Origin of the sequence: Ralstonia sp. TCR112 (assembly GCF_007997035.1) — a bacterium.
Classification (GTDB): Bacteria; Pseudomonadota; Gammaproteobacteria; order Burkholderiales; family Burkholderiaceae; genus Ralstonia; species Ralstonia edaphi.
Map to the genome: position 1 here is coordinate 80,347 of NZ_VOSS01000034.1, position 19,871 is coordinate 100,217.

The window sequence follows — 19,871 nt, forward strand, 5'->3', positions numbered from 1 at the left end:
ACTTTTCACCATGCGACTGCTCATTGTTGAAGACGAGCCCAAAGCGGGCGATTACCTGCTCAAGGGCCTGACGGAATCCGGCTTTGTGGCCGACCTCGCCCGCACCGGCCCCGATGGCCTTTTCCAAGCCATGGAGCATGACTACGACCTGATCGTGCTCGACATCATGCTGCCCGGCATGGACGGCTGGCAGGTGCTGCAGGAACTGCGCCGCCGCAAGAGCACGCCGGTGCTGTGCCTGACCGCGCGCGACGAACTGGCCGACCGCCTGAAGGGCCTGGAACTGGGCGCAGACGATTACCTCGTCAAACCCTTCGCCTTTGCCGAGCTGGTGGCGCGTGTGCGCACCATCCTGCGGCGCGGCCCGCTGCGCGAAAGCGAGATCCTCGAAATTGCCGACCTGACGATCGACACGATCAAGCGCCGCGTGACGCGGGCAGGACAACGCATCGACCTGACCGCCAAGGAATACGCGCTGCTGCATCTGCTGGCGCGGCGCGCGGGCGAGGTCCTCTCGCGCTCGCTGATCGCCTCGCAGGTGTGGGATGTGAACTTCGACAGCAACACCAACGTGGTGGACGTATCGATCCGGCGCTTGCGCGCCAAGGTGGACGATCCGTTCGAGCACAAGCTGATCCACACCTTGCGCGGCATGGGCTACGTGCTGGACGCGGTGGGCCGTTGATGGCGTCGCTCGGTGGTTCGCTCATGCGCTGGCCCGCATCGCTTGCGGGCAGGCTCGTGCTGGCGTTTGTGGTGGTGGCATCGGTCACGCTCACCGCAGCTGGCACGTATCTGTACTTCGCGCTCAACGCACAGCTGCGCGCGACCGACGATGCCATGCTGATCGGCAAGATCGCCCAGCTGCGCCACCTCGCCAGCGAGGCACCCAGCGCCGACGATCTGGTGCGCACCGCACACCGCTATACCGATGTGGTGTCGGGCCACGATGGATTGATCCTCCGCATTGCCACGCCCGAAGGCCGCACGCTGGTCGAGGTGAACCCCGAGGGCGAACACGTGACGATGCCGCCGGTGGTTGGGGCTGCGGTGCCGCCGTCGGAGTCGTCCGTACAGACATGGACATCGATGACCGGCATGGCCTCGCGCGCTGCGGCGGCTGAGGCCCGGCTGGGCCAGAACAACGCGAAAGTGATCGTGCTGGTCGCGCAGGATGGCGACAGCCGCGCCGCATTGCTGACCCGGTACCAGCGCCACATCGTGTTTGCCGTGATGGGCGGCGTGGCGGCGGTGGCGCTGCTGAGCCTGCTGCTCGTGCGGGGCACGCTGCGCGGGTTGGCGCGCATCGGCAGTCAGGCTGCGGCCGTGGTGCCGAGCCAGCTCGACACGCGTCTCACGCTGCAGGGCGCGCCGCGCGAATTGGCCGACCTGCTGGCATCGCTCAACGCCATGCTCACGCGCCTGCAGGACGGCTTTGCGCGGTTGTCGCAGTTCTCTGCGGACCTGGCGCACGACTTCCGCACACCGCTGGCGAATCTGGTGGGCCAGACCGAAGTCACGCTCGCACACCCGCGCACGGGCGAGGAATACCGCAGCGTGCTCGAATCCAACCTGGAGGAATACGCGCGCCTGTCGCACATGATCGAAGACATGCTGTTCCTGGCACGCGCCGACCATGCACGCGTGGCGCTGTCCATCGAGGCGCTGGATGCGCGCCACGAGGTGCAGGTGCTGGTCGACTATTTCGAGGCAGTGGCCGCCGATCGCGACATCGCCATCGACGTGCGCGGCGATGCGCAGCTGCACGCAGACGCCACGTTGCTGCGCCGGGCGATCAACAATCTGCTCGACAACGCGCTGCGTTACACGCCCCCGGGCGAGCGCATCGACGTGACGATCGAGACAGCGCCGCAGGGAATCGCAATCGCGGTGCGCAACCCAGGGCCGGGCATTCCGCCGACCGCGCTGCCGCTGCTGTTCGATCGGTTCTACCGGGGCGACCCCTCGCGGGCGCAGTCTGGGGCGCAATCAAGCCAGTCGACCGGGTTGGGACTGGCCATCGTCAAAACCATCATGGACCTGCACGGCGGTAGCGTGCAGGCCAGCAGCCCGCCGGGTGGGCGGACCGAGTTCCGGCTTGTGTTTCCGGCTTGACGCGAGGCTTCAGGTGCCAATCCGCTGCGCCGACGGCGTACGCGCGGCATCCTGCCCGTCGTCGCGCAGAATCTGCCGATATGCCGCCACGACCATCGCACCGATAAAACGCAGCAGGCGGCGCGGCGCGTTGATGTCTTCGGTCACCGAAAAGCGCGCCGGCATGCCGCCGACCGGCTCACCGGACAGCCAGAAGCGCACGCCCGCCGGCACGTCGATCGACTGGCCGGGCTTGAGCCAGATGTCCTGGCGCTGATGCTCTTGCGTGACCCACAACAGCCCGGCTTGCGCGGCGATGGTTTGGGCCCGTGCCGACCGCCAGCTCACCGGCACGCCCGGCCGGTCCAGTTCGAAGATTCTGATTTCGCGCATGATTGAGACTCCTGTGCCGGGGTTCGTGGTGGATTGTTATGGGGACTGCGGATCGGCACGGTTCCATCTTGCGCGGCCATTCGAGCCGTTGACATGAACAGTTGCGAACAGTTTGGCTGAACTGTTCAGCATCTTTCGCGAACAGTTCATCGGCATGGCCGACAGAACTGCATTTGGATATGTCAAACCGTTCGTTCTCGGCCGGGCGCGGGCTGGCTAGCATGGTCCATCGCAATCTTTTGCCGGAGCCGCCATGCCAGACGATCACAACGCCGCCATCGACACCACGTTCGGCACCCTGCGCGTACGCCGCGTGGCCGGACATATCGGCGGAGAGGTGCTCGACCTCAAGCTCGGCGCCGACTTGGCGGAAGACACGTTCGCGAGCCTGTATGCGGCGCTGCTCAAGTACAAGGTGTTGTTCTTTCGCGACCAGCAGCAGTTGGACGATGACCGGCACCAGGCCTTCGGCAAGCGCTTCGGCCGCATCGTTGCCCATCCGACCGTGCCGGCGCCCACCGGCACGCAGCTGTTTGAACTCGACGCGTCGAAGGGCGGCGGCCGTGCCGACTCGTGGCACACCGACGTGACGTTTCTCGATGCGTTTCCGAAGGTCTCGATCCTGCGCGCGGTGACGATTCCGGCTTACGGCGGCGACACGGTCTGGGCCAACACCGCCCGCGCCTACGAACAATTGCCCGACCCGCTCAAGCAGCTTGCCGAGCAGCTGTGGGCCGTGCACACCAACGATTACGACTACGGTGCCGAACGCACGCAGATCGACAGCGCACGCCTGCGGCACCACCGCGATGTGTTTACCGCCTCGGTATATGAAGCCTCGCACCCGGTGGTACACGTCCACCCCGAGACCAGCGAGCGCGCCCTGCTGCTCGGGCATTTCGTCAAACGCTTCACGGGCTTGACGGGCAGCGAATCGACGCGGCTGTTCGAACTGCTGCAGAACCGCGTGACACGGCTGGACAACACCGTACGCTGGCAATGGCGCCAGCACGACGTCGCCATCTGGGACAACCGCGCCACGCAGCACTACGCCATCAACGATTACGGCAACCAGCCGCGCCTGGTACGCCGCGTGACCGTGCACGGCGACACGGCCATCTCAGTGGACGGCAGCCGCAGCACGCAACTGCGCCGCCCCGAAGCCACCAACGACGCGCACATCGACACGCTCGTGGCCAACGCCCACTGACCCACTGATATCAAGCCCCGGCCGCCTGCTGCACCAACCGGTGGTAGAACCGGATCAGCTCCACCAGGTTGGCCTCGGTGATCCGCTCGTTGGTGCCGTGAAAGCGCGGCAGGTCTTCCGGCTTGGCGCGCACCGGCGAAAACCGATACACGTGGTCGGCAATCTCGATCATGTGGCGCGAATCCGTCGCACCGATCATCAGCCCGGGCGCCACGACGGTGCCCGGGAACAGCTCGCGCACCGTCTTGTTGATCAACTGATATGACGCCGACTGTGTGGGCGACACCGGCGAGGCTTCGCTGGAACCCGGCAGCCGGGTCAGCTCGAACTTGCCTTTGGGCGCGGCCGCCTTGGCGGCGTCTTCCACGTGCGCGGTGACGGAGGCGATGGTGTCGCCGGGCAGCAGGCGGAAGTTGACCGTGGCCTCGGCGCGGCCGGGCAGCACGTTGTCCTTGTTGCCGGCCTGCACGATGGTCAGCGCGGTGGTGGTGCGCAGCATGGCGTTGGAACTGCCTGACGCCTCCAGTTGCTTCTGTACCAGTGGCCCGAACAGCCACAGGTTGGACAGTGCCACGCGGCTGAAACCCTGCATCTCGGGCGCCAGTGTTGCAAACATCTCCTGCGCAACACCGCGAATGCCGGCGGGCAACTGATCGTCATCCAGCCGCTTGAGCGTGGCGCTCATCATGGCGATGGCGCTCTGCCCGTGCGGCGGCGGCATCGACGAATGCCCCGGCGTGGCCCCCACCTTGAGTTGCACGGAAAGAAAGCCCTTCTCCGCCACGCCAATCAGCGCCGCCGGTTTGGTGAGCCCCGGCAGCACGCCTTCGGTAATCAGCAGCCCTTCGTCGATCACGAAGTCGAGACGCTCGCCGCGCGATTTGAGCAGTGAGGCGATCTGCTTGGCGCCGCGATCGCCGCCCACTTCCTCGTCGGCACCAAAGGCCAGGTGGATGGTGCGGCGCGGCTTGAAGCCGCTGGCGGCCAGCAGCTCGATGGCCTCCATCTGCGAGATCAGGTTGCCCTTGTCGTCCCACGCGCCGCGGCCCCAGACCATGCCGTCTTTCACTACGCCGTCGAACGGCGGCTGGGCCCAGTCCCCTTCGGTGCCCGGGGCGATCGGCACGACATCTTGGTGCGCCATCAGCATGATGGGCTTCAGCGACGGGTCGGAACCCTTCCAGGTGTAGAGCAGCGCAAAGTCGCCCACCTGCTCGCGCTGCAGCACGGCGTGCGCCTTCGGATAGCGGGCCTCCAGCATGGCGTGCAGCTGGCGGAACTGGTCGGCATTCAACTGCGCATCGGTGGCGCTCGACACGGTGCGCGCGCGCACGGCTTCGGCCAGGTGCGCGGCGGCCGCCGGGCCGTCCACCGCAACCGGCGTAACGGCGGGCACATCCAGTTGGCGCGAGCTGTGCCGCCACGTGTTGACGGCGACGGCTGCGGCCAGTGCCAGCACGACGGCGGCAACCGCCAACAACAAGCGGCCGACAACGCGGCCTGCCATCCCATTACGTCGCTTGAACGAAGCCTTCATTCGTCTCCCCTCTCCTTCGGTATGCGCAGTTGTTGAACCTGGAACGCAAGTATCACTGCAACTCGGTGCATTCGCCACTTGCCGGAGGGCTGGGTTTCCCAGGATTACAATGCGCTGAACAGTTGTGAACAGTCTTTCCCGACTGTCCCGTAGCTTTCACGCTCTGCTCCCGTCTGCGCCATGAAACTCCAGATCGACCCCGCCACCCGCGTTCCCATCTCCGACCAGATCGTGGCCGGCGTGCAGGCATGGATCGGCGGCAATGACGTGCGCCCCGGCGCCAAGCTGCCGTCGATCGGCAACTGGCGGCGGACTACGGCATCAGCCGCTTCCCCGTGATCGAGGCGTATGACCGGCTGGTCTCGCTGGGGCTGCTGGACTCGCGCCACGGCTCCGGTTTCTACGTGGCCGAGAGCAACCTGACGGGGCGAGACGGGCGCGGCTGGTCCGACCCGCGCCGGGCGGAGGCCGAGTCCAAACACATCTTCGAGCAGTTCAGCTACCCCGACGGCATGCTCAAGCTGGGCGGCGGGTTCGTACCAGCCGACTGGCGCGATGTCGATGGCCTCACGCAGGCCATCCGCCAGGTGTCGCGCACTGACACGCACGCGGTGATCGACTATTCCTCGCCGCTCGGCAACACCGCGCTGCGTCATCAGGTCATGATGCGTGCGCGCCAGCTCGGCATCCAGGCCGAGCAGTCCAATGTGCTGATCACCGCCGGCACGAGCCAGGCCATCGACCTGGTGATGCGGCACCTGCTCAAACCCGGCGACACGGTCTTTGTGGAAGACCCGGGCTACTACACCGTGTTCGGGCTGCTGCGGCTGCACGGCGTGAAGCTGGTCGGCATTCCGCGCCGCAGCGACGGGCCCGACGTGGAAGTCACGGAAGCGATGCTGCGCGAGCACCGGCCCAAGCTGTTCTTCATCAACAGCGTGCTGCAGAATCCCACGGGTTCGGTCGTGTCTCCGCCAGTGGCGTTCCGCCTGCTTGAACTGGCGCGGCGCCACGGTTTCACGTTTCTCGAAGACGACATCTTTGCCGACCTCCAGGCCGATCCGACCGCACGGCTTGCCACGCTGGACCAGCTCGATCATGTGATCTATGTGGGCGGGTTTTCCAAGACCGTGTCGGCATCGCTGCCGGTGGGTTATCTGATTGCCAAGCGCGAGCTGGTGCATGACCTGACCAACGTGAAGATGCTGACCAGCGTGGGCGGCTCGCGCTTTGCCGAGGCCGTCGTCAGCACGTTGCTGGAACGCGGCGCCTATCGCAAATATGTGGAACGGCTGCGCCAGCGCGCGGGTGACTCCGTCATCGCGTCGCTGGATGTGTTGGCCGATGCAGGCTGGGAGGTCTTTCATCATCCGTCGGGCGGCAACTTCCTGTGGGCGCGCGTGCCCCATGTGGACGATTCGCGCGATCTGGCGGCCACCGCGGAAAAGCATGGCGTGACGCTCGCCCCCGGGCATTACTTCCGGCCGAACCTCGAGGTCTCGCCGTGGGTGCGCATCAACAGCGCCTATGCGACGGAGCCGCGTGCGGTGGCGTTCCTGCAAGAAGCCGGGCGCCGGCCTGGCCGCAAGCGCGCCTGACGCAAGGCCGGGCACGCACGTTGCGGCGCTGTCGAGGTTCATGCCGCATGCAGCGGCGCAGGAGCCCGATCATGCACAACGCCGAATACAACGAAGCGCAGCCCCAGCCCGAAGAACCCGTGACGCGCCGGCCCGAAGGCGCCAAGCTGACGCAACCGCCACCCGATTCGCCGCGCAACGACCCGCTTGCGCGCGCCTCCCGCCGCATCCTTTCCGTCGACGCCGCAGGCGCCGAAGCGACTGACAACACCGTCGATACAGACGGCAAGGGGCTGGAGGCTGCGAAGAGCGCGTCACAGTGGCAAGACAACGTCATCTACTCCAACGCGTCGCTCGACAACAGCCGCCCCGAACCCGACCCCGCAGCGCCCATCGCCGGGATCGACAGCCGGCCCAGCCAGGGCCAACCGACCATTGCGACGCAGCCCGGCCAGCACGTGGTCATGCGGGGCGTGGTCGATGAAACCGCCCGCAACGGCACGCGGGCGGCACAGCGGTTTTCATTGGAAGACGACGAGCAGCCTTAGCATGGGGCGTTGACACGTCCGTGCAAACTTTCCCACACCGAGGCGCCATCTTTCTGCCCTAAAGTCGGTCCGGCTTTGCTGATGAACCCGCAATCGCTCGTTCAAGCTCATGCCGACCTTCCGTTACGAGGCCGTTACGCCGGCCGGACAACTTCGCCGTGGCGTCATCGACGCGGACGGCAGCCGCGGGGCGCGCACGCTGCTGCGCTCGCGGGGCATGACTCCGATCGACGTATCGGCGGTGGCGGAGCGCGCCGCGGGCGGCCGCCTCGGGCTGTTGGGCCAGCGGCTGGGCACGACAGAACAGGCGCTGTTCACGCGGCAGCTCGCCAGTCTGCTGACGGCCGGCCTGCCGCTGGACGAAGCGCTCTCCGCGCTCGCCGCTGAAGCCGAACGCGACTATGTGCGCGACTTGGTCAGCACGCTGCGTTCGGAGGTGGTCGGCGGCCAGTCGCTTTCCGGCGCATTGGCGCGGCACCCGCGCGACTTTCCCGACATCTACCGCGCCCTCGTTTCCGCAGGCGAACACACGGGGAAGCTGCACGTGGTGCTCGCACGTCTGGCCGACTACATCGAAGGCCGCAACGCCCTCACGCAAAAGATCAAGCTGGCCTTCACCTACCCTGCCGTCGTGACCGTCGTGGCATTCGGCATCGTGGTCTTCCTGCTGACTTATGTCGTGCCGCAGGTGGTGGGCGTGTTTACGACGACCAAGCAGAAGTTGCCGACGCTAACCGTCGTCATGCTCGCGTGCAGCGACTTTGCGCGGGACTGGGGCTGGCTTGCGGCGCTCTTTGCCGCCGGCGTGGTGGTGAGCATTAAGCGGCTGCTGAAGAGACCCGGCCCTCAGCGGGCATGGCATGGCTGGCTGCTGGGCGCGCCGCTGGTCGGGCGGCTCGTGCGGGGCTACAACACCGCGCGCTTTGCCAGCACGCTCGCCATCCTCATCAGCGCGGGGGTGCCGATCCTGCGCGCGCTGCAGGCGGCGGGAGAAACGCTGAACAACGTCGTCCTGCGCCATAACGTAGAAGACGCCATCAGCCGTGTCCGTGAAGGCACCTCGCTCTCGCGTGCGCTGGCCCAGGCCAACCGGTTTCCGCCGGTGCTGGTGCATCTCATCCGCTCGGGCGAATCCACCGGCAACCTCGCGCCCATGCTCGACCGTGCCGCCGAAGGCGAAACGCGCGAGCTTGAGCGCCGCACCCTGTTCATCACGAGCCTGCTGGAGCCGGCGCTCATCCTGAGCATGGGCGTGATGGTGCTGCTGATCGTGCTGGCGGTGCTGATGCCGATTCTCGACATCAACCAGATGGTGCGCTGAAACATGAGCCTGTGGCCCCGTATCCGTATCCGTATCCGTATCCGCGGCCGTGACCGCTCTCGTGCTTTCACGCTGCTGGAGATGCTGGTGGTGGTCGTCATCATCGGCATCGTGATGGGTGCAGTGGTCGTCAACGCGCAGCCGAGCAAGCGCAATGTCCTGGAGCAGCAGGCCCAGCAGCTCGTCTTCCTTCTGTACGCCGCCCGCGACGAGGCACGCCTGCGCGCGCAGCCCATCGTCTGGGAGGCGACACCGCAGGGCTACCGCTTCCTCGTGCGCGAACGTGATACCTGGCAGCCGCTGCAGGACGATGTACTGCGCGGTGGCGCGTGGCGCGAGCCGCTGTCGGCGCTGTCGTTCATGCAGGCGGGGCGCGCGCCGCAGTCCGGCACCGTGCGGGTGCTGTTCGGTCGTGAAGCCATCGAGCCCGCCATCACGATTCGCCTCACGCGCGACGATGCCCAGGTCGATATCGTCACCACGGGGCCCGGGCGCTATGTCGTGCAGTAGCGCACGCGGCGGCAATGGGTTCACGCTGCTTGAGGTGCTGGTGGCGCTTGTGATCGTCGCCGTCGCATTGGGCGCCTGCCTGCGGGCGACCGGCATGCTGGCCGATTCGAGCGCCGGCATGCGTGAACGCACGCTGGCGCAGTGGAGTGCCACCAATCATCTTGCGCGCATGCGACTGATGGGCGTGTTGCCGCCGCCCGGCCTGCAGCGCACGCAATGCAGTCAGGGGCGCATCGCGCTCGTCTGTGAAGACACCATGATCACGCTGGAGAACCCCGCGTTCCACCTCGTCGTCGTGTCGGTCTATCGCGCTGATGAGGGCATCGACACACGCGTGCGCCTGGCGCAGGTCGCCACCGTGCTCACTGCCCCCGCCAGTCCGGCCCTGTGATGCGGCGCGCGCGTTCGCCCCGCGGCTTCACGCTCATCGAAATGGTGATCGCCATCACCATCCTCGCGATCATTGCGTTGATCTCGTGGCGCTCGCTGGACGGCATCATCCGCGGCCAGCACGCACTGGCAGACAACCTGCAGGAGACGCGCGCCATCGATCAGCTCTTCGAGCAGCTCGATACGGATTTTGGCGAGGCCGTACGAGACGATGACCTTGGCGAACCCGCAGTCGCGTTTGGCGGGGGCGACCTGCGTATCGTGCGATGGCTGCGCGAGGCCACACAGCCCACGCGCTGGCAGGTTGTCCGGTATCGCCTTGAAGGGGATGCGCTGGTGCGCGAAACTTCCGCGCCGCTCAATGCCCGTGGCGCTGCGCGCGACGCCATCAAGGAGGTGCTGCCGGAACGGCTGGTGCTGGTCGAGCACACTTCGGCGCTGCAGGTGCGTGGCTGGTCCAGGCAGGGTTGGCTCGCCTCCCCGCCGGATGCATCGCAACCGGCGTCTCTGGCCGCCGTACCGGGCATGCTGCGGCGCATGTCACCGAACACCGTGACCGGGCTCGAAGTGACCATCACGGTGAGCAATGCGTCCTATACCAAGGTGGTGCTGCCAGACCTTTGACGCAGAGCCTTAGCCGTCGATGCCGGGCATGGCAGGCTCCCGCACCCACAGCACCGTTGTGCGATACCGCTCACCGATGCCTTCGCGCAGGATCAACGCGTCGAGCAAGCGCGTCGCGCGCCCGTTGCGCAATCGGCTGTGTGCGATGAAGTAGCGGCTGCGCGTCTCTAGCAAGACGTCTTGCTGCTCGGGCAATGCCGGCGCAATGGCTTTCAGCCGATTGGTCAGATCGGCCGCATCACGAAACCACGCACGCTCGCGGCTCGACACCAGCGCCGCTGCCTGCCCCGGCGACAAACCCTGGATGGCCGCCTGAAGCACCTCGGGCGCCGCCGTGTTTGGATTGATCGACGTGGGCTCGGGCAACACGACCACGTATGGCGCCAGCTTGCGAACGCCGTCGGGGGAATAGCCGGGAATGCGCAGCAGGTCTTCGGGCTGCTCCAAGGGCAACGCCGAGGATGTCCTCGCATCCAAACCGCGCAGGATGGCCGTCGCCGTCAGCATTGCCAGGGACGGATCGAGATCGGCCCTGGTGAGCAACTGCTGATACACGCGCACACCCTCGGGCCGGATGCCCGGTGGCTTGCCGCCTTCGGCCGCCGTCACGAGCGTGTTGAGGTTGAAGCGTGCCTGCGCATCTTCGATGGTGCCGTCGACGCGCATGTCGTTCACAGCGTTGAAAGTCTGCACTGCCGTCTTTCCCAGTACGGTCGCCACAGGCAGGTCATGCACGGGCAACGCCCAGCGCTGGCCAAGATGATCGGCCGGCGTGGTGCGGGCGTTCTCGCGCAACAGCAGGCGCGCCCATTCAACTGACGCACGCTGCATCCAGACGCTATTGGTGCGCAGACGCTGCGCTTCCACCGTGCGAATGGCGGCGCGCTGGCCGGCAAACATCGTCGCCACGAGCGTGACCGCCATGGCCACGACCAGCAGCGCGGTGACCACCGCTGCGCCGCGCTGCTGCGATGCGCGCGTCATGCCTCGCTCCGCCGCAGGTAGGCCCAGAATGCACCCACGTCATCCGCGCTTACGGCGGGCTGCGTGTCCTCCAGATAAGACTGCGACAAGCTCACCTCCTCCATATGGAACAGATGCTGTTGTGATGGCAGCAGCGTTGCGCGCGGGTGGGCGTAGTGCGCGCGAAAGAAGCGCGGCGGCGATGCGCGCGGCACATGCAGGTCATGCACGTCGCGCACCGAAGAATCGAACCAGAAATGCAGCCAGCGCCCACCGCGCTGCCGCCCCGCCAAAATGAAACCGGCATACGACAACAAGATGTACGGCACGCTCGCGGGCTGCAGTGCTTCGTACGCCCAGAGGTTGCGCAGCGTCGCGTAGTCCAGTAACGCAATGAAGCGCGCAATGGACAGCGAAGGCGCATGCTGCGGCCGCTTCATGAACGCGAAGTGCCACTGCCATTGCGAAAGGAAGCGCTCGCGGTTGCGCTGCGCGAGCGCGATATCGGCCTGCTGCGCGACGGTGATGTCGGAGGGCGCCTCACCATTGCGCACCAGCGGGCAGCGCAGCCGCTCGCCGCTGATATGGCTGAAGCGCGGCTTGAGCTTGTCGCTCTTCGAGCCAATCACATACAGCGCCCCGTGGCAGATGGGGCAACGCGCGCGGGGCACGTGTTCTGCCCTTGCCAGATGACCAAACTCCTCGAGATACATCGCTACCGTCAACATGCGTTCTTCGGTCGGATGCAAAGCCAGATTCATGAATGGACCTCATGGTTGAATGACTCCGCAGCGCTCCCCTTCCTGTAAGGCTTTGCATGATGCAAAATGCCCCGCTCTGCTTTGGAACAGGATCGAAAAGCAACACGCATCCCTGGCTAACCACGCCATGCTTGTATTCAATTGAATTTCAATCAGAATGCAGTCGTGCAATTCAATTGTTTGGATTGCATTCCGCATGCATGCATGGCGCAATGCCATGCGTCCGTCACGCCTGAAACTCAAACGTACCGTTCGCCTCTAATTGACGAACGCCGCCCCGCAAACCCGCATAACGCATCTAGTTTTCGGCTTTCTTTTTCGCCCGATCTCATGACCAAGGCGCATGAGCCGGCTCCATCGTTTCTTCATCTGCTTATCCCGCCTGATTCATGCGCGGCATCAATACTTTGCATGCCGATGTGAATCAACGCATGGATGCACCGTATGAATGCGCATCGGCAAACAACAACACTTGTATTTGCTGATACCCATTCCTCTGGAGCACTCCATGAAGCTGAAGCAAGTCATGATTCAAGCCGCCTGCGCCGCACTGGCCATGGGCTCGGCCGCCGTGGCATTTGCCGGTACGCAACCGAACCCGAGCCCGGCATCGCCGGTCGTCGTGGGTGGTGGCGCGTCGCTGCCCGAGTTTCTGTACAGCTCGGAAATCGCCGTGTTCGGCCCGAACCACATCTACGCCGTGACGGGTAGCGGCGGTGGCAAGACCGCGCTGACCACCAACAACCCGGCTGCGTTCAACGCTGCCTACGTCACGCCCCGCACCGACACGACCGTGCACTACGCCGGCAGCGACTCGGTCCTGAGCGCTTCGGACATCAGCGCCTTCTCGCCGCGCGCCGGCACGGACGGCGCCCTGGTGCAAATCCCGTCGGTGGGTACGGCGGTTGGCATTCCGTTCAAGAAGACCGGCCTGTCGACGCTGACGCTGAACGACAACCAGCTGTGCGGCGTGTTCTCCGGCAAGATCACCGACTGGAGCGCGATCACGGGCGGTGCTGTTTCGGGCCCGATCACCGTTGTGTACCGTTCGGATGGCAGCGGCACGTCGGAAATCTTCACGCGTCACCTGAATGCCGTTTGCACGACGGGTGCTACGGGCAATTCCAACGTGGCCTTCGTGACGAGCACGAAGTTCACCGACAGCTTCCCGGGTGGCGTGGTGCCGTCGAACTTCGTCGGCGGCAACCTGAGCGCCGGCGTGCGTGACGGTGTTGGCGCAGGCAACGCCATCGGCTACCTGAGCCCGGACTACATCAACAAGACCCTGGCTCCGCTGTCGACCGTTGCGACGCAAAACCTGACGGCTGCCAGCCTGGTGAACAGCAACAACGGCGTGACGTACACCCCCAGCTCTGCCAATGCCACCACGGCCCTGAGCAACCTCACGCTGCCGACGCTGTCGTCCAACCTGGCTGATCCGAACACCTGGGCATTGACCGTTGCCAACCCGGCAACCGGCTACCCGATCGCCGGCCTGACCTACCTGGACCACGTTCAGTGCTACTCCGACGCCACAGTGCTGAACAAGATCCAGACGTTCCTGGATCGTCACACCACGTACTCGGGCACGAACAGCAATGCCGGCCGCATCCTTGGCAACGGTTTTGCCCAACTGCCGAGCGCTCTGGTCAGCCTGATTCGTGACAACCTGCTCAACAACGTGAACGGCAAGAACGTCAACATCGGCAACACCACGGCTTGCGCAGGCAAGGCTGGTCGTTAATCGATAGCGACACGGGCACCGGTTCGCCGCTGTCATGAGGTTTGGGCCCGGCAATGCCGGGCCTTTTTCATGGTGATGCCAATGCAGCATCCAAGCAGAACGACTAGCCGCGTTACTGCACAACGGCTTCCGAAGGCTGTGCGGCGACGGCATCCAATGCAGTGGTCTGCGTTGCCGGCTCATCACGGTAGTTGCGCAGATACACGAAAAACTCGCCCATCATCTGCATCCACAGTCGGATCTGCGTGACGAGGTGCTCGGTGGAGATGCCACCGGCAGCGATTACGTCCATCTCCAGCACCACGAAATCGCCATGCTGCGCCAAACGCGCAAAGCGTCGCGAGCGGTGCCAATCGGCAATCAAACCTTCGGGCAACGTACCGCCCTGCACGCGCAGCGGGCAGCTCAGCGTGAGGTCCGCATAGTGGCCCGGTTCGATGGCGTTGCCCCACAGAATCTGGAAGCTGATGCCATGGCTGGCGCTGGTGAGGTACGTGATGCCGCCCTGCTCGATGGCGTTGACGGCGCCGCCGGCGGCCTTGATGGCGTCGGAGACATCGTTGGGGGAAAGCGTGGTCAGCATGGACATGGTCGTCATGTGCGTAAGTCCAACAGGAAGGAGAGGAACACTCAGGGCGCCTTGGGCGCTTCTGCGTGTGGGGCGGAGGCGTCAGACACGGGCGCCGGCGTCGTAACAGCGCGCGGGTCAAAACGCCCGTCGTACAGCTTGTCGCCATACTCCTGCGCGATTTGCTCGTACTTGACGCGCGACCTGGTGGCGAACGGCTGGCGGGCGGCGATGACGGTGGTCACGTCCATCGATTCATACGCGTTCAGGACTTCCTGGCCGACGGCGTAGAGCTTGGCGTTCTTGGCCTCGCATTGCTGCAAAGCCGTTTGCTGTGTGACGGATGCGGAGACCAGCTTCTGCCGCTCGGCTTCGCTGGCGCGGGCGCGGCGCAGAAGTTCTTCGTACGCAGCGCGCAGTTGCGTGATCTGCGTGTTGGCCTTGTCGGCCACGGTCTGCGCTTCGCGATGCGCTGCGGCACTGCCTTCGCTCAGTTGGCGGGTGCGGGCACGTTCTGCATCGAGCTGGGCGCGCAGGTCGGCCAGTTCCTTCTTGGAGGCATCAGACGCCGGTGCGTTGCCGCCACCGGCTGCCTGCAATTGCGCGAGCTGCGCTTGTGTTTGCTGTAGCTGCGTGGTGGTCGCACGTAACTGCGCACGCAGGCGCTCCTCCATGCTCGGCTGTTGCGCCAGCGCGATGCAGGGCGCCAGCGAAGCCATTGCCAGCAACGGCAGCCGCAAGCGCGAAGCGATTCGGGTCTCGTCCACGGCAAATCCCCTTAGAACTTGGCGTTGAAGTCGAGCTGCAACGTGTCGATCGACAGGCGCGGGCCGGTGACTTCACGCGTGGAGATCCAGCGGCCGGTAAACCATGCGTTCTTGTCCACCGCATATGAGCCGCCGAAGTAGTAACCGCGCGCATTGGTGCCGCCGCCGTGGAACGTCGAATCGTTGTAGCCGTCGGGCATGGAGTCGGCCTCGATGCGCTTGTAGCCGGCGAGGATGTTCCAATCGCCGCGAGCGGTCGGCGCGGGCTTGCCAAAGGTCGCCTGGAACATGTACGCGTTGCCGCCGCTGCGGAAGTCGGAGCGGCTGGTCCCGCCCGTGCCGCCGAAGTTGTTGACGATGCCGTTCGGCCCCGCGCGATTCCACATCTTGTCCGGGTCGTAAGCCAGGTTGCGGATGTAGTTGCCGTCCAGCCGCAAGCCGTAGTTGCCCATGACCTTCGTGTCCCAGCGGGCGTTCAGGTCCAGCAGGTGGAACTCGGAAGCCAGGCCGACGTACTGCGGCATCGGCGTGTTGGCCGGGTCGAGCGGATTGAGCGCGATGCTGCGCAGGAGCATCAGCGTGTTGCCCTTCTGCATAAACGCGGGGCGGGACCAATCCGTGCTGCAACTGTCCTGGCCGGCATACAGCGCACACGGCTGTGACACCTGGCCGCCCACGTTGTTGAAGTTGTAATACGCGACCGCACCGCGCAGCGTATTGCGGCTGTCGAGCTTCCATTCCGCGCCGGCCTGGGCCGCGAACAGCCACTTGTTCTCGCTGGCGCTCTTGTCCTGGCTGCGGCTCGGGAAGCCGTCGGCGGAATACTCGAGCGGGATCACGCCCACCGTGCCGAACAGCGTGAGCGAATCGCCGCGCAGCGTCTTGCTGAAGTTGGCGGCAATGCCGTCAAAGTTCAGGTCTTGCGAGAACAGCGTGTCGGTCGACCAGAACGGATTGCCGAAGCGCCCGCCCGTGATCGTCACCCAGTCTGCCGGCTTGTGCGAAATCCAGGCCTGATCGAGCCACACGTTCTTCTTGCTCAGGCCGCCGCCCAATGTCTGCGTGGTCGACACCGGGTTGTTGTCGCTGCCCGATGCCAGCCGCACACCGGCCTGCGTGCTCTCGGAGATGTCCGCGAAGATGCCCAGCCGCGCACGCACCTTCCATTGGTTGCGCCGGTTCTGCGAGGTGTTGAGCAGCGGCGGCAGCTTGGTGTTCGTGTTGGTGTTGACGTCGAAACCGCTGCCGGCGTTGATGGCTGCCCAGTCGATTTCGATGTTGCTGTTCTGGCTGGAGAGGAATCGGGACTCATTGCGCACGCGCACATCGCCTTCGACCCGAATGCCCTGCGTCCAGGCGGGAATCGAATCCGGCGCGGCCCAGCGTTCGGACTTGGCCTGCGCGAGCACTTCGGTCTTGACCTCGTCACGAATCTGATCGCGCACGGTCTGCGGTACATACGGCACGCGCACATCGCCGGGCTCAGGCTTGACGCCGGCCGCGGTTTGCGTGGGTTGCGCCGTGGCTTGTGCGGCGACCTGGCGCTGCAGCTGCTGCGTGGCTTGGGCCTCTGCGCGGGCCTGTGCGAGCAGTGCTTCGCCCACGTCTTTCTTGAGCGCACCGCTCTGGATCAGGCCGCGGATCAGCTTGACCATTGTGCTGTCGCCCGTGGTGGCTTGCGCGTGTACGGTGCCCGATGCAATCAGCAGACCGACCGCCGAGGCCAGCGCCGCAGCGCGGAAGGGATGAGTGATTGGGTTGAGTGCCATGTTGTTGGAAGAGGTGCGTTGCATGCTGGAGTGCCGGTTCGACTGCCAAGCCGGCATGTCGTTGTTAACCGGCGGGCCGCTTGCCTTGCAGCGTCACGCGCTGCGGAAACTGCAGCGATGCCGGCGGGCGTTCGTCCACCTTCTCGATGCTGCGCAGGGCGGTGAGCACGGCCTGATCGGTGTCGGCATTGCCGCTGCCGTGTACGAGTTCGACGCGTGTGAGGCGGCCGTTCGGGTCGAGCCACACGTTGACCTGCATCAGGAAGACGAGGCGGCGCGCACGCTCATCGCGTGACAGAGCCTGCTGCAGCACGTAACCGAAATAGCGGCCGTACGTGGCATTGCCTCCGCCAGCGCCGCTGCCGCTCATGCCGCCGCCCTTGCCTGCGCCAATGCCGAAAGCGTCCGTGCCGGCCTGGCCGTCGGCGTACATCGTCACGGGGTCGGACAGGTCCTTCGCGGGGTTGGGCGTGTCCTCAGCCGGCTTGGGTTCTGCCGGCGTGGGCTCGGGCTTGGGCTCCACCACTTCGGGCTTCACCTTTTCGAGCTCGGGCAATTTCTCCGGCTGCGGGGGCGGCGGCGGAGGAGGCGGCGGCTGCAACACCAGCATGGGCGTGGAAGGCGCCTCGCGCTTGGTGCTGGCCGTGCCCGCCAGCAGATACCACACCACCGCCACCGCAATCAGCGCCACCACGGCGCCGATTGCATAGCCGCCCCAGCGCCGCCAGAAGGCGGGCGGCGCCTCGGCCGTGGATGTGGACGGATTCAGGTCGAGCTGCATGATCGCGCCGCCCTCATGCCGCCGGCTTGCCGGTCACCAGACCGATCTGGTTCAGCTCGATCCTGCGCAGCAGGTCGAGCACCTCCACCACCTTGGCGTATTGCACGGAGGCATCGCCGCGCACGATCACGGGAAAGTCCGGCGTGACGGCTTTCTCGGTGCGCAGGCGGTCTTCCAGCTCGGGCAGCGTCACCGGATATGCATCCAGGAACACCTGCCCGTTGTTGTCGATGGTGATGGCCTTGGTCTTGGGCTTTTCCAGCGCAACGCTGGCGCTGGCCTTGGGCAGGTTGACCTTGATACCGGGAATGCTCGCGTTGCTGGTGAGGATGAAGATCACCAGCACCACCAGCAGCACATCGACAAACGGCGTGATGTTGATGCCGCTGGAGCGCTTCTTGGGGCCAAAGCGGGATGCAGTGGACATGGCGCCCTCACTCGCGGTGCGGCGCGGCCGGGCTGGCCACGAAGCCGCCGCCCGGCGCATCGGTGCGGTGACCGGATGGCGCGCTGTGCGCGGCGGTGTCGCCCATCACGATGGTGGCGCGGCCGTCGCCGTGCTCTTCAGCCAGGCGCGTGGCGAACTCGTCGACAAACACGGCCATGTCCGCCGCGATGGCTTCCGAGCGGGAGGCGAGCCAGTTGTAGCCGAACAGCGCCGGTATGGCCACGCCCAGGCCCGCTGCGGTACACAGCAGTGCCGCTGCCATGCCGGGCGCCACCGAGTTGATGTCCACCGCGCCGGCCATGGCCGCCACCACGAACACCAGCATGATCCCGATCACCGTGCCGAACAGGCCCACATACGGCGCGCCTTCAATGGTGGTGGACAGCCAATTCATGCGGCGTGCCATGCGCTCGTTCTCGCGCACCATCACACCTTCCATGGCGGCGCGAATGGCCGCAATCGTGGCGGCCGACACCGCGTTGATGTCAAAGCCGCGCTCGTGGCGCAACTGCATCTCGCGGATGGCGATTTCGTACAGGCGCCACAGCGACGAATCCTGCCGTACATCCGCGCCGACCTTGCCACCGCGCACGAGTGAATCGAGCGATGCACCAGCCGTCTCGCGAAACACCGCCATGAACCGCGCATTGGCACGCGACACCGCGCTGTAGTAACGGCTCTTGGTAATCATGATGGCCCATGAACCGGCCATCATCAGCCCCAGCACGCACACCACCACCCATGCATCGACCGGCATGGCCGCGAGGATGAAACCGAAGTGGCTCTTGCCGGCCTGCTGCTCATCCGGGCCCATCACCACGAGGCGCGACTCAGCGCCCTGCGCGATCGCATCGGCCTGGATCAGCCCGGCGGGGCGTGCGGTCTTGGACAGGCGAAGCTCATCGACCGCCCCGCTGAACGGGTTCAGGCCCGAGCCACCGGGGGCGTCGGCACCGACGGCTGCGGCGCTGTTGAGCGCCGGCATATGCGCCGCGAGGGTGGCTGCTACTGCACCGTTCACATACAGATGCACGCCCTGCTCATCGGCAGTGGCCGCCACGTGCGACCACTGTGCATCACGCACCGGTTGGCCTGGTGCGCTGCGCTGGCCGTTCACCTGCACGAAGGGCACACCGTTGTCCACACCGAGCACGAATTCGTTGGCGCCATCGCGGCGTGCGTAGATGACCTGCCCGGCCGCCAGCTTCTCGGGCCGTACCCAGGCCGAAACGGTAAAGGTGCCGTTGGCCTGCGTCGTCAGCGACGGCGATGCCGGCAGCATCAGCGGTGTGCCGTTGAACTGTGCGCCTTTGCCGATCACCGCGCCGTCCAGCGTGGTCACGGGCGTTTGCGCGTGATTGCCATAGGCGGTGGTATCGCGCGGCGGTGCGCCGGTCTCACCAAAGTGATAGACGAGCGTGTAGTCCGGATCAAACGTCAGCTGGCCATTGCCCGCAGCCGGTGCCTTGCGGTTGCCGTAGTACATCCAGATGTGCTGCGGCGCGCCGGTCGTCACCGTCGGCACATCCACCCACACCAGCGCGATGCCCAGCAGCGGGTCGAACTGTTCGATCTGGTGGTTCAGCACGGTCTTGTCGTCGCCGGCGATGAAGCGCAAGTCGGCCCCGTTCTCGCTCGTGCCGTCAAAGCTGAAGTTGCCGGTATGCAGGCGCACCAGCACGGGCGTGCGGCCGGCATCGCCCTTGAGCGCGCCGCCTTGCGGGCCGGCGTCGATGGTGATCGGCTTGCGATACGCCCAATCGGGCTGCCACCACGCCAGCGCGGTGCCGGGCAGGAAGACGCTCAGCAGCGTGAGCAGGAACAGAATGCGTCGCATGGCAGAAACTCTCCGGAACAAAAAAGGAC

General features: G+C 65.6%; 19 protein-coding genes and 1 pseudogene. 10 read left to right on the forward strand and 10 right to left on the reverse strand.

Features of this window, described 5'->3' with window-relative positions; all coding sequences use genetic code 11:
- The first annotated feature begins 10 nt into the window (after positions 1–10).
- Together FUT88_RS12135 and FUT88_RS12140 are read left to right on the forward strand one after the other, a co-directional pair.
- A complete protein-coding gene (locus FUT88_RS12135) occupies positions 11–685 on the forward strand; it encodes a heavy metal response regulator transcription factor (RefSeq protein ID WP_102065339.1) in 675 nt (224 codons plus the stop codon).
- Positions 685–2,115 (forward strand): heavy metal sensor histidine kinase, encoded by a 1,431-nt coding sequence (locus FUT88_RS12140; protein WP_261797126.1) that lies wholly within the window; start codon positions 685–687, stop codon positions 2,113–2,115. Before FUT88_RS12135 ends, FUT88_RS12140 begins: the two co-directional genes overlap by 1 nt.
- Positions 2,116–2,124: 9 nt before the next feature.
- On the opposite strand, the gene FUT88_RS12145 is transcribed toward FUT88_RS12140, so the two are convergent.
- Positions 2,125–2,487 (reverse strand): DUF2917 domain-containing protein, encoded by a 363-nt coding sequence (locus tag FUT88_RS12145; protein WP_147215384.1) that lies wholly within the window; start codon positions 2,485–2,487, stop codon positions 2,125–2,127.
- 253 nt (positions 2,488–2,740) lie between these two features.
- Between FUT88_RS12145 and FUT88_RS12150 the strand changes: the two genes are divergently transcribed.
- Positions 2,741–3,697, forward strand: a complete 957-nt coding sequence (locus tag FUT88_RS12150; RefSeq protein ID WP_147215386.1) for a TauD/TfdA dioxygenase family protein — start codon at positions 2,741–2,743, stop codon at positions 3,695–3,697.
- 10 nt (positions 3,698–3,707) lie between these two features.
- Here FUT88_RS12150 and FUT88_RS12155 read toward each other — a convergent pair whose 3' ends face one another.
- A complete protein-coding gene (locus FUT88_RS12155; protein WP_147215388.1) occupies positions 3,708–5,234 on the reverse strand; it encodes a M20 family peptidase in 1,527 nt (508 codons plus the stop codon).
- A 180-nt stretch (positions 5,235–5,414) separates the two neighbouring features.
- Here FUT88_RS12155 and FUT88_RS12160 point away from each other — a divergent pair.
- From FUT88_RS12160 to FUT88_RS12185, 6 genes and pseudogenes are all read left to right on the forward strand, one after another.
- Positions 5,415–6,832: pseudogene (locus FUT88_RS12160) on the forward strand (PLP-dependent aminotransferase family protein).
- 71 nt (positions 6,833–6,903) lie between these two features.
- Positions 6,904–7,359, forward strand: coding sequence for a DUF3005 domain-containing protein (locus FUT88_RS12165; RefSeq protein ID WP_147215390.1), 456 nt, complete (start codon positions 6,904–6,906; stop codon positions 7,357–7,359).
- 109 nt (positions 7,360–7,468) lie between these two features.
- The gene (gspF, locus tag FUT88_RS12170) at positions 7,469–8,680 is read left to right on the forward strand and encodes a type II secretion system inner membrane protein GspF (RefSeq protein WP_147215392.1); all 1,212 of its coding nucleotides are present in this window, start codon (positions 7,469–7,471) and stop codon (positions 8,678–8,680) included.
- A 3-nt stretch (positions 8,681–8,683) separates the two neighbouring features.
- Positions 8,684–9,190, forward strand: a complete 507-nt coding sequence (locus tag FUT88_RS12175) for a GspH/FimT family pseudopilin (protein WP_147215394.1) — start codon at positions 8,684–8,686, stop codon at positions 9,188–9,190.
- Positions 9,177–9,581, forward strand: a complete 405-nt coding sequence (gene gspI, locus FUT88_RS12180; protein WP_147215395.1) for a type II secretion system minor pseudopilin GspI — start codon at positions 9,177–9,179, stop codon at positions 9,579–9,581. The genes FUT88_RS12175 and gspI overlap by 14 nt, the downstream gene beginning before the upstream one ends.
- Complete coding sequence (locus tag FUT88_RS12185; protein WP_147215397.1) at positions 9,581–10,204, forward strand: type II secretion system protein J; 624 nt, start codon at positions 9,581–9,583, stop codon at positions 10,202–10,204. Before gspI ends, FUT88_RS12185 begins: the two co-directional genes overlap by 1 nt.
- A gap of 9 nt (positions 10,205–10,213) precedes the next feature.
- On the opposite strand, the gene gspK is transcribed toward FUT88_RS12185, so the two are convergent.
- Positions 10,214–11,188 (reverse strand): type II secretion system minor pseudopilin GspK, encoded by a 975-nt coding sequence (gene gspK, locus FUT88_RS12190; protein ID WP_147215402.1) that lies wholly within the window; start codon positions 11,186–11,188, stop codon positions 10,214–10,216.
- The gene (locus FUT88_RS12195; RefSeq protein ID WP_147215404.1) at positions 11,185–11,928 is read right to left on the reverse strand and encodes a hypothetical protein; all 744 of its coding nucleotides are present in this window, start codon (positions 11,926–11,928) and stop codon (positions 11,185–11,187) included. Before FUT88_RS12195 ends, gspK begins: the two co-directional genes overlap by 4 nt.
- Positions 11,929–12,436: 508 nt before the next feature.
- Between FUT88_RS12195 and FUT88_RS12200 the strand changes: the two genes are divergently transcribed.
- Complete coding sequence (locus FUT88_RS12200; RefSeq protein ID WP_186829293.1) at positions 12,437–13,672, forward strand: substrate-binding domain-containing protein; 1,236 nt, start codon at positions 12,437–12,439, stop codon at positions 13,670–13,672.
- 112 nt (positions 13,673–13,784) lie between these two features.
- On the opposite strand, the gene FUT88_RS12205 is transcribed toward FUT88_RS12200, so the two are convergent.
- The 6 genes from FUT88_RS12205 to FUT88_RS12230 all read right to left on the reverse strand — a co-directional run bounded on the left by FUT88_RS12205 (position 13,785) and on the right by FUT88_RS12230 (position 19,842).
- Entirely contained in the window at positions 13,785–14,270 is a 486-nt protein-coding gene (locus FUT88_RS12205; protein WP_147215408.1) for a YbjN domain-containing protein, read from the reverse strand.
- A gap of 32 nt (positions 14,271–14,302) precedes the next feature.
- A complete protein-coding gene (locus FUT88_RS12210) occupies positions 14,303–15,007 on the reverse strand; it encodes a hypothetical protein (protein WP_147215410.1) in 705 nt (234 codons plus the stop codon).
- A gap of 11 nt (positions 15,008–15,018) precedes the next feature.
- Entirely contained in the window at positions 15,019–16,776 is a 1,758-nt protein-coding gene (locus tag FUT88_RS12215; RefSeq protein WP_147215413.1) for a putative porin, read from the reverse strand.
- A 64-nt stretch (positions 16,777–16,840) separates the two neighbouring features.
- On the reverse strand, positions 16,841–17,557 hold the full coding sequence (locus FUT88_RS12220; RefSeq protein WP_147215416.1) for a TonB family protein: 717 nt from the start codon (positions 17,555–17,557) through the stop codon (positions 16,841–16,843).
- A 13-nt stretch (positions 17,558–17,570) separates the two neighbouring features.
- Complete coding sequence (locus FUT88_RS12225) at positions 17,571–17,984, reverse strand: ExbD/TolR family protein (RefSeq protein WP_147215418.1); 414 nt, start codon at positions 17,982–17,984, stop codon at positions 17,571–17,573.
- A gap of 7 nt (positions 17,985–17,991) precedes the next feature.
- The gene (locus FUT88_RS12230) at positions 17,992–19,842 is read right to left on the reverse strand and encodes a DUF2341 domain-containing protein (RefSeq protein ID WP_147215420.1); all 1,851 of its coding nucleotides are present in this window, start codon (positions 19,840–19,842) and stop codon (positions 17,992–17,994) included.
- Between the last annotated feature and the right edge of the window lie 29 nt (positions 19,843–19,871).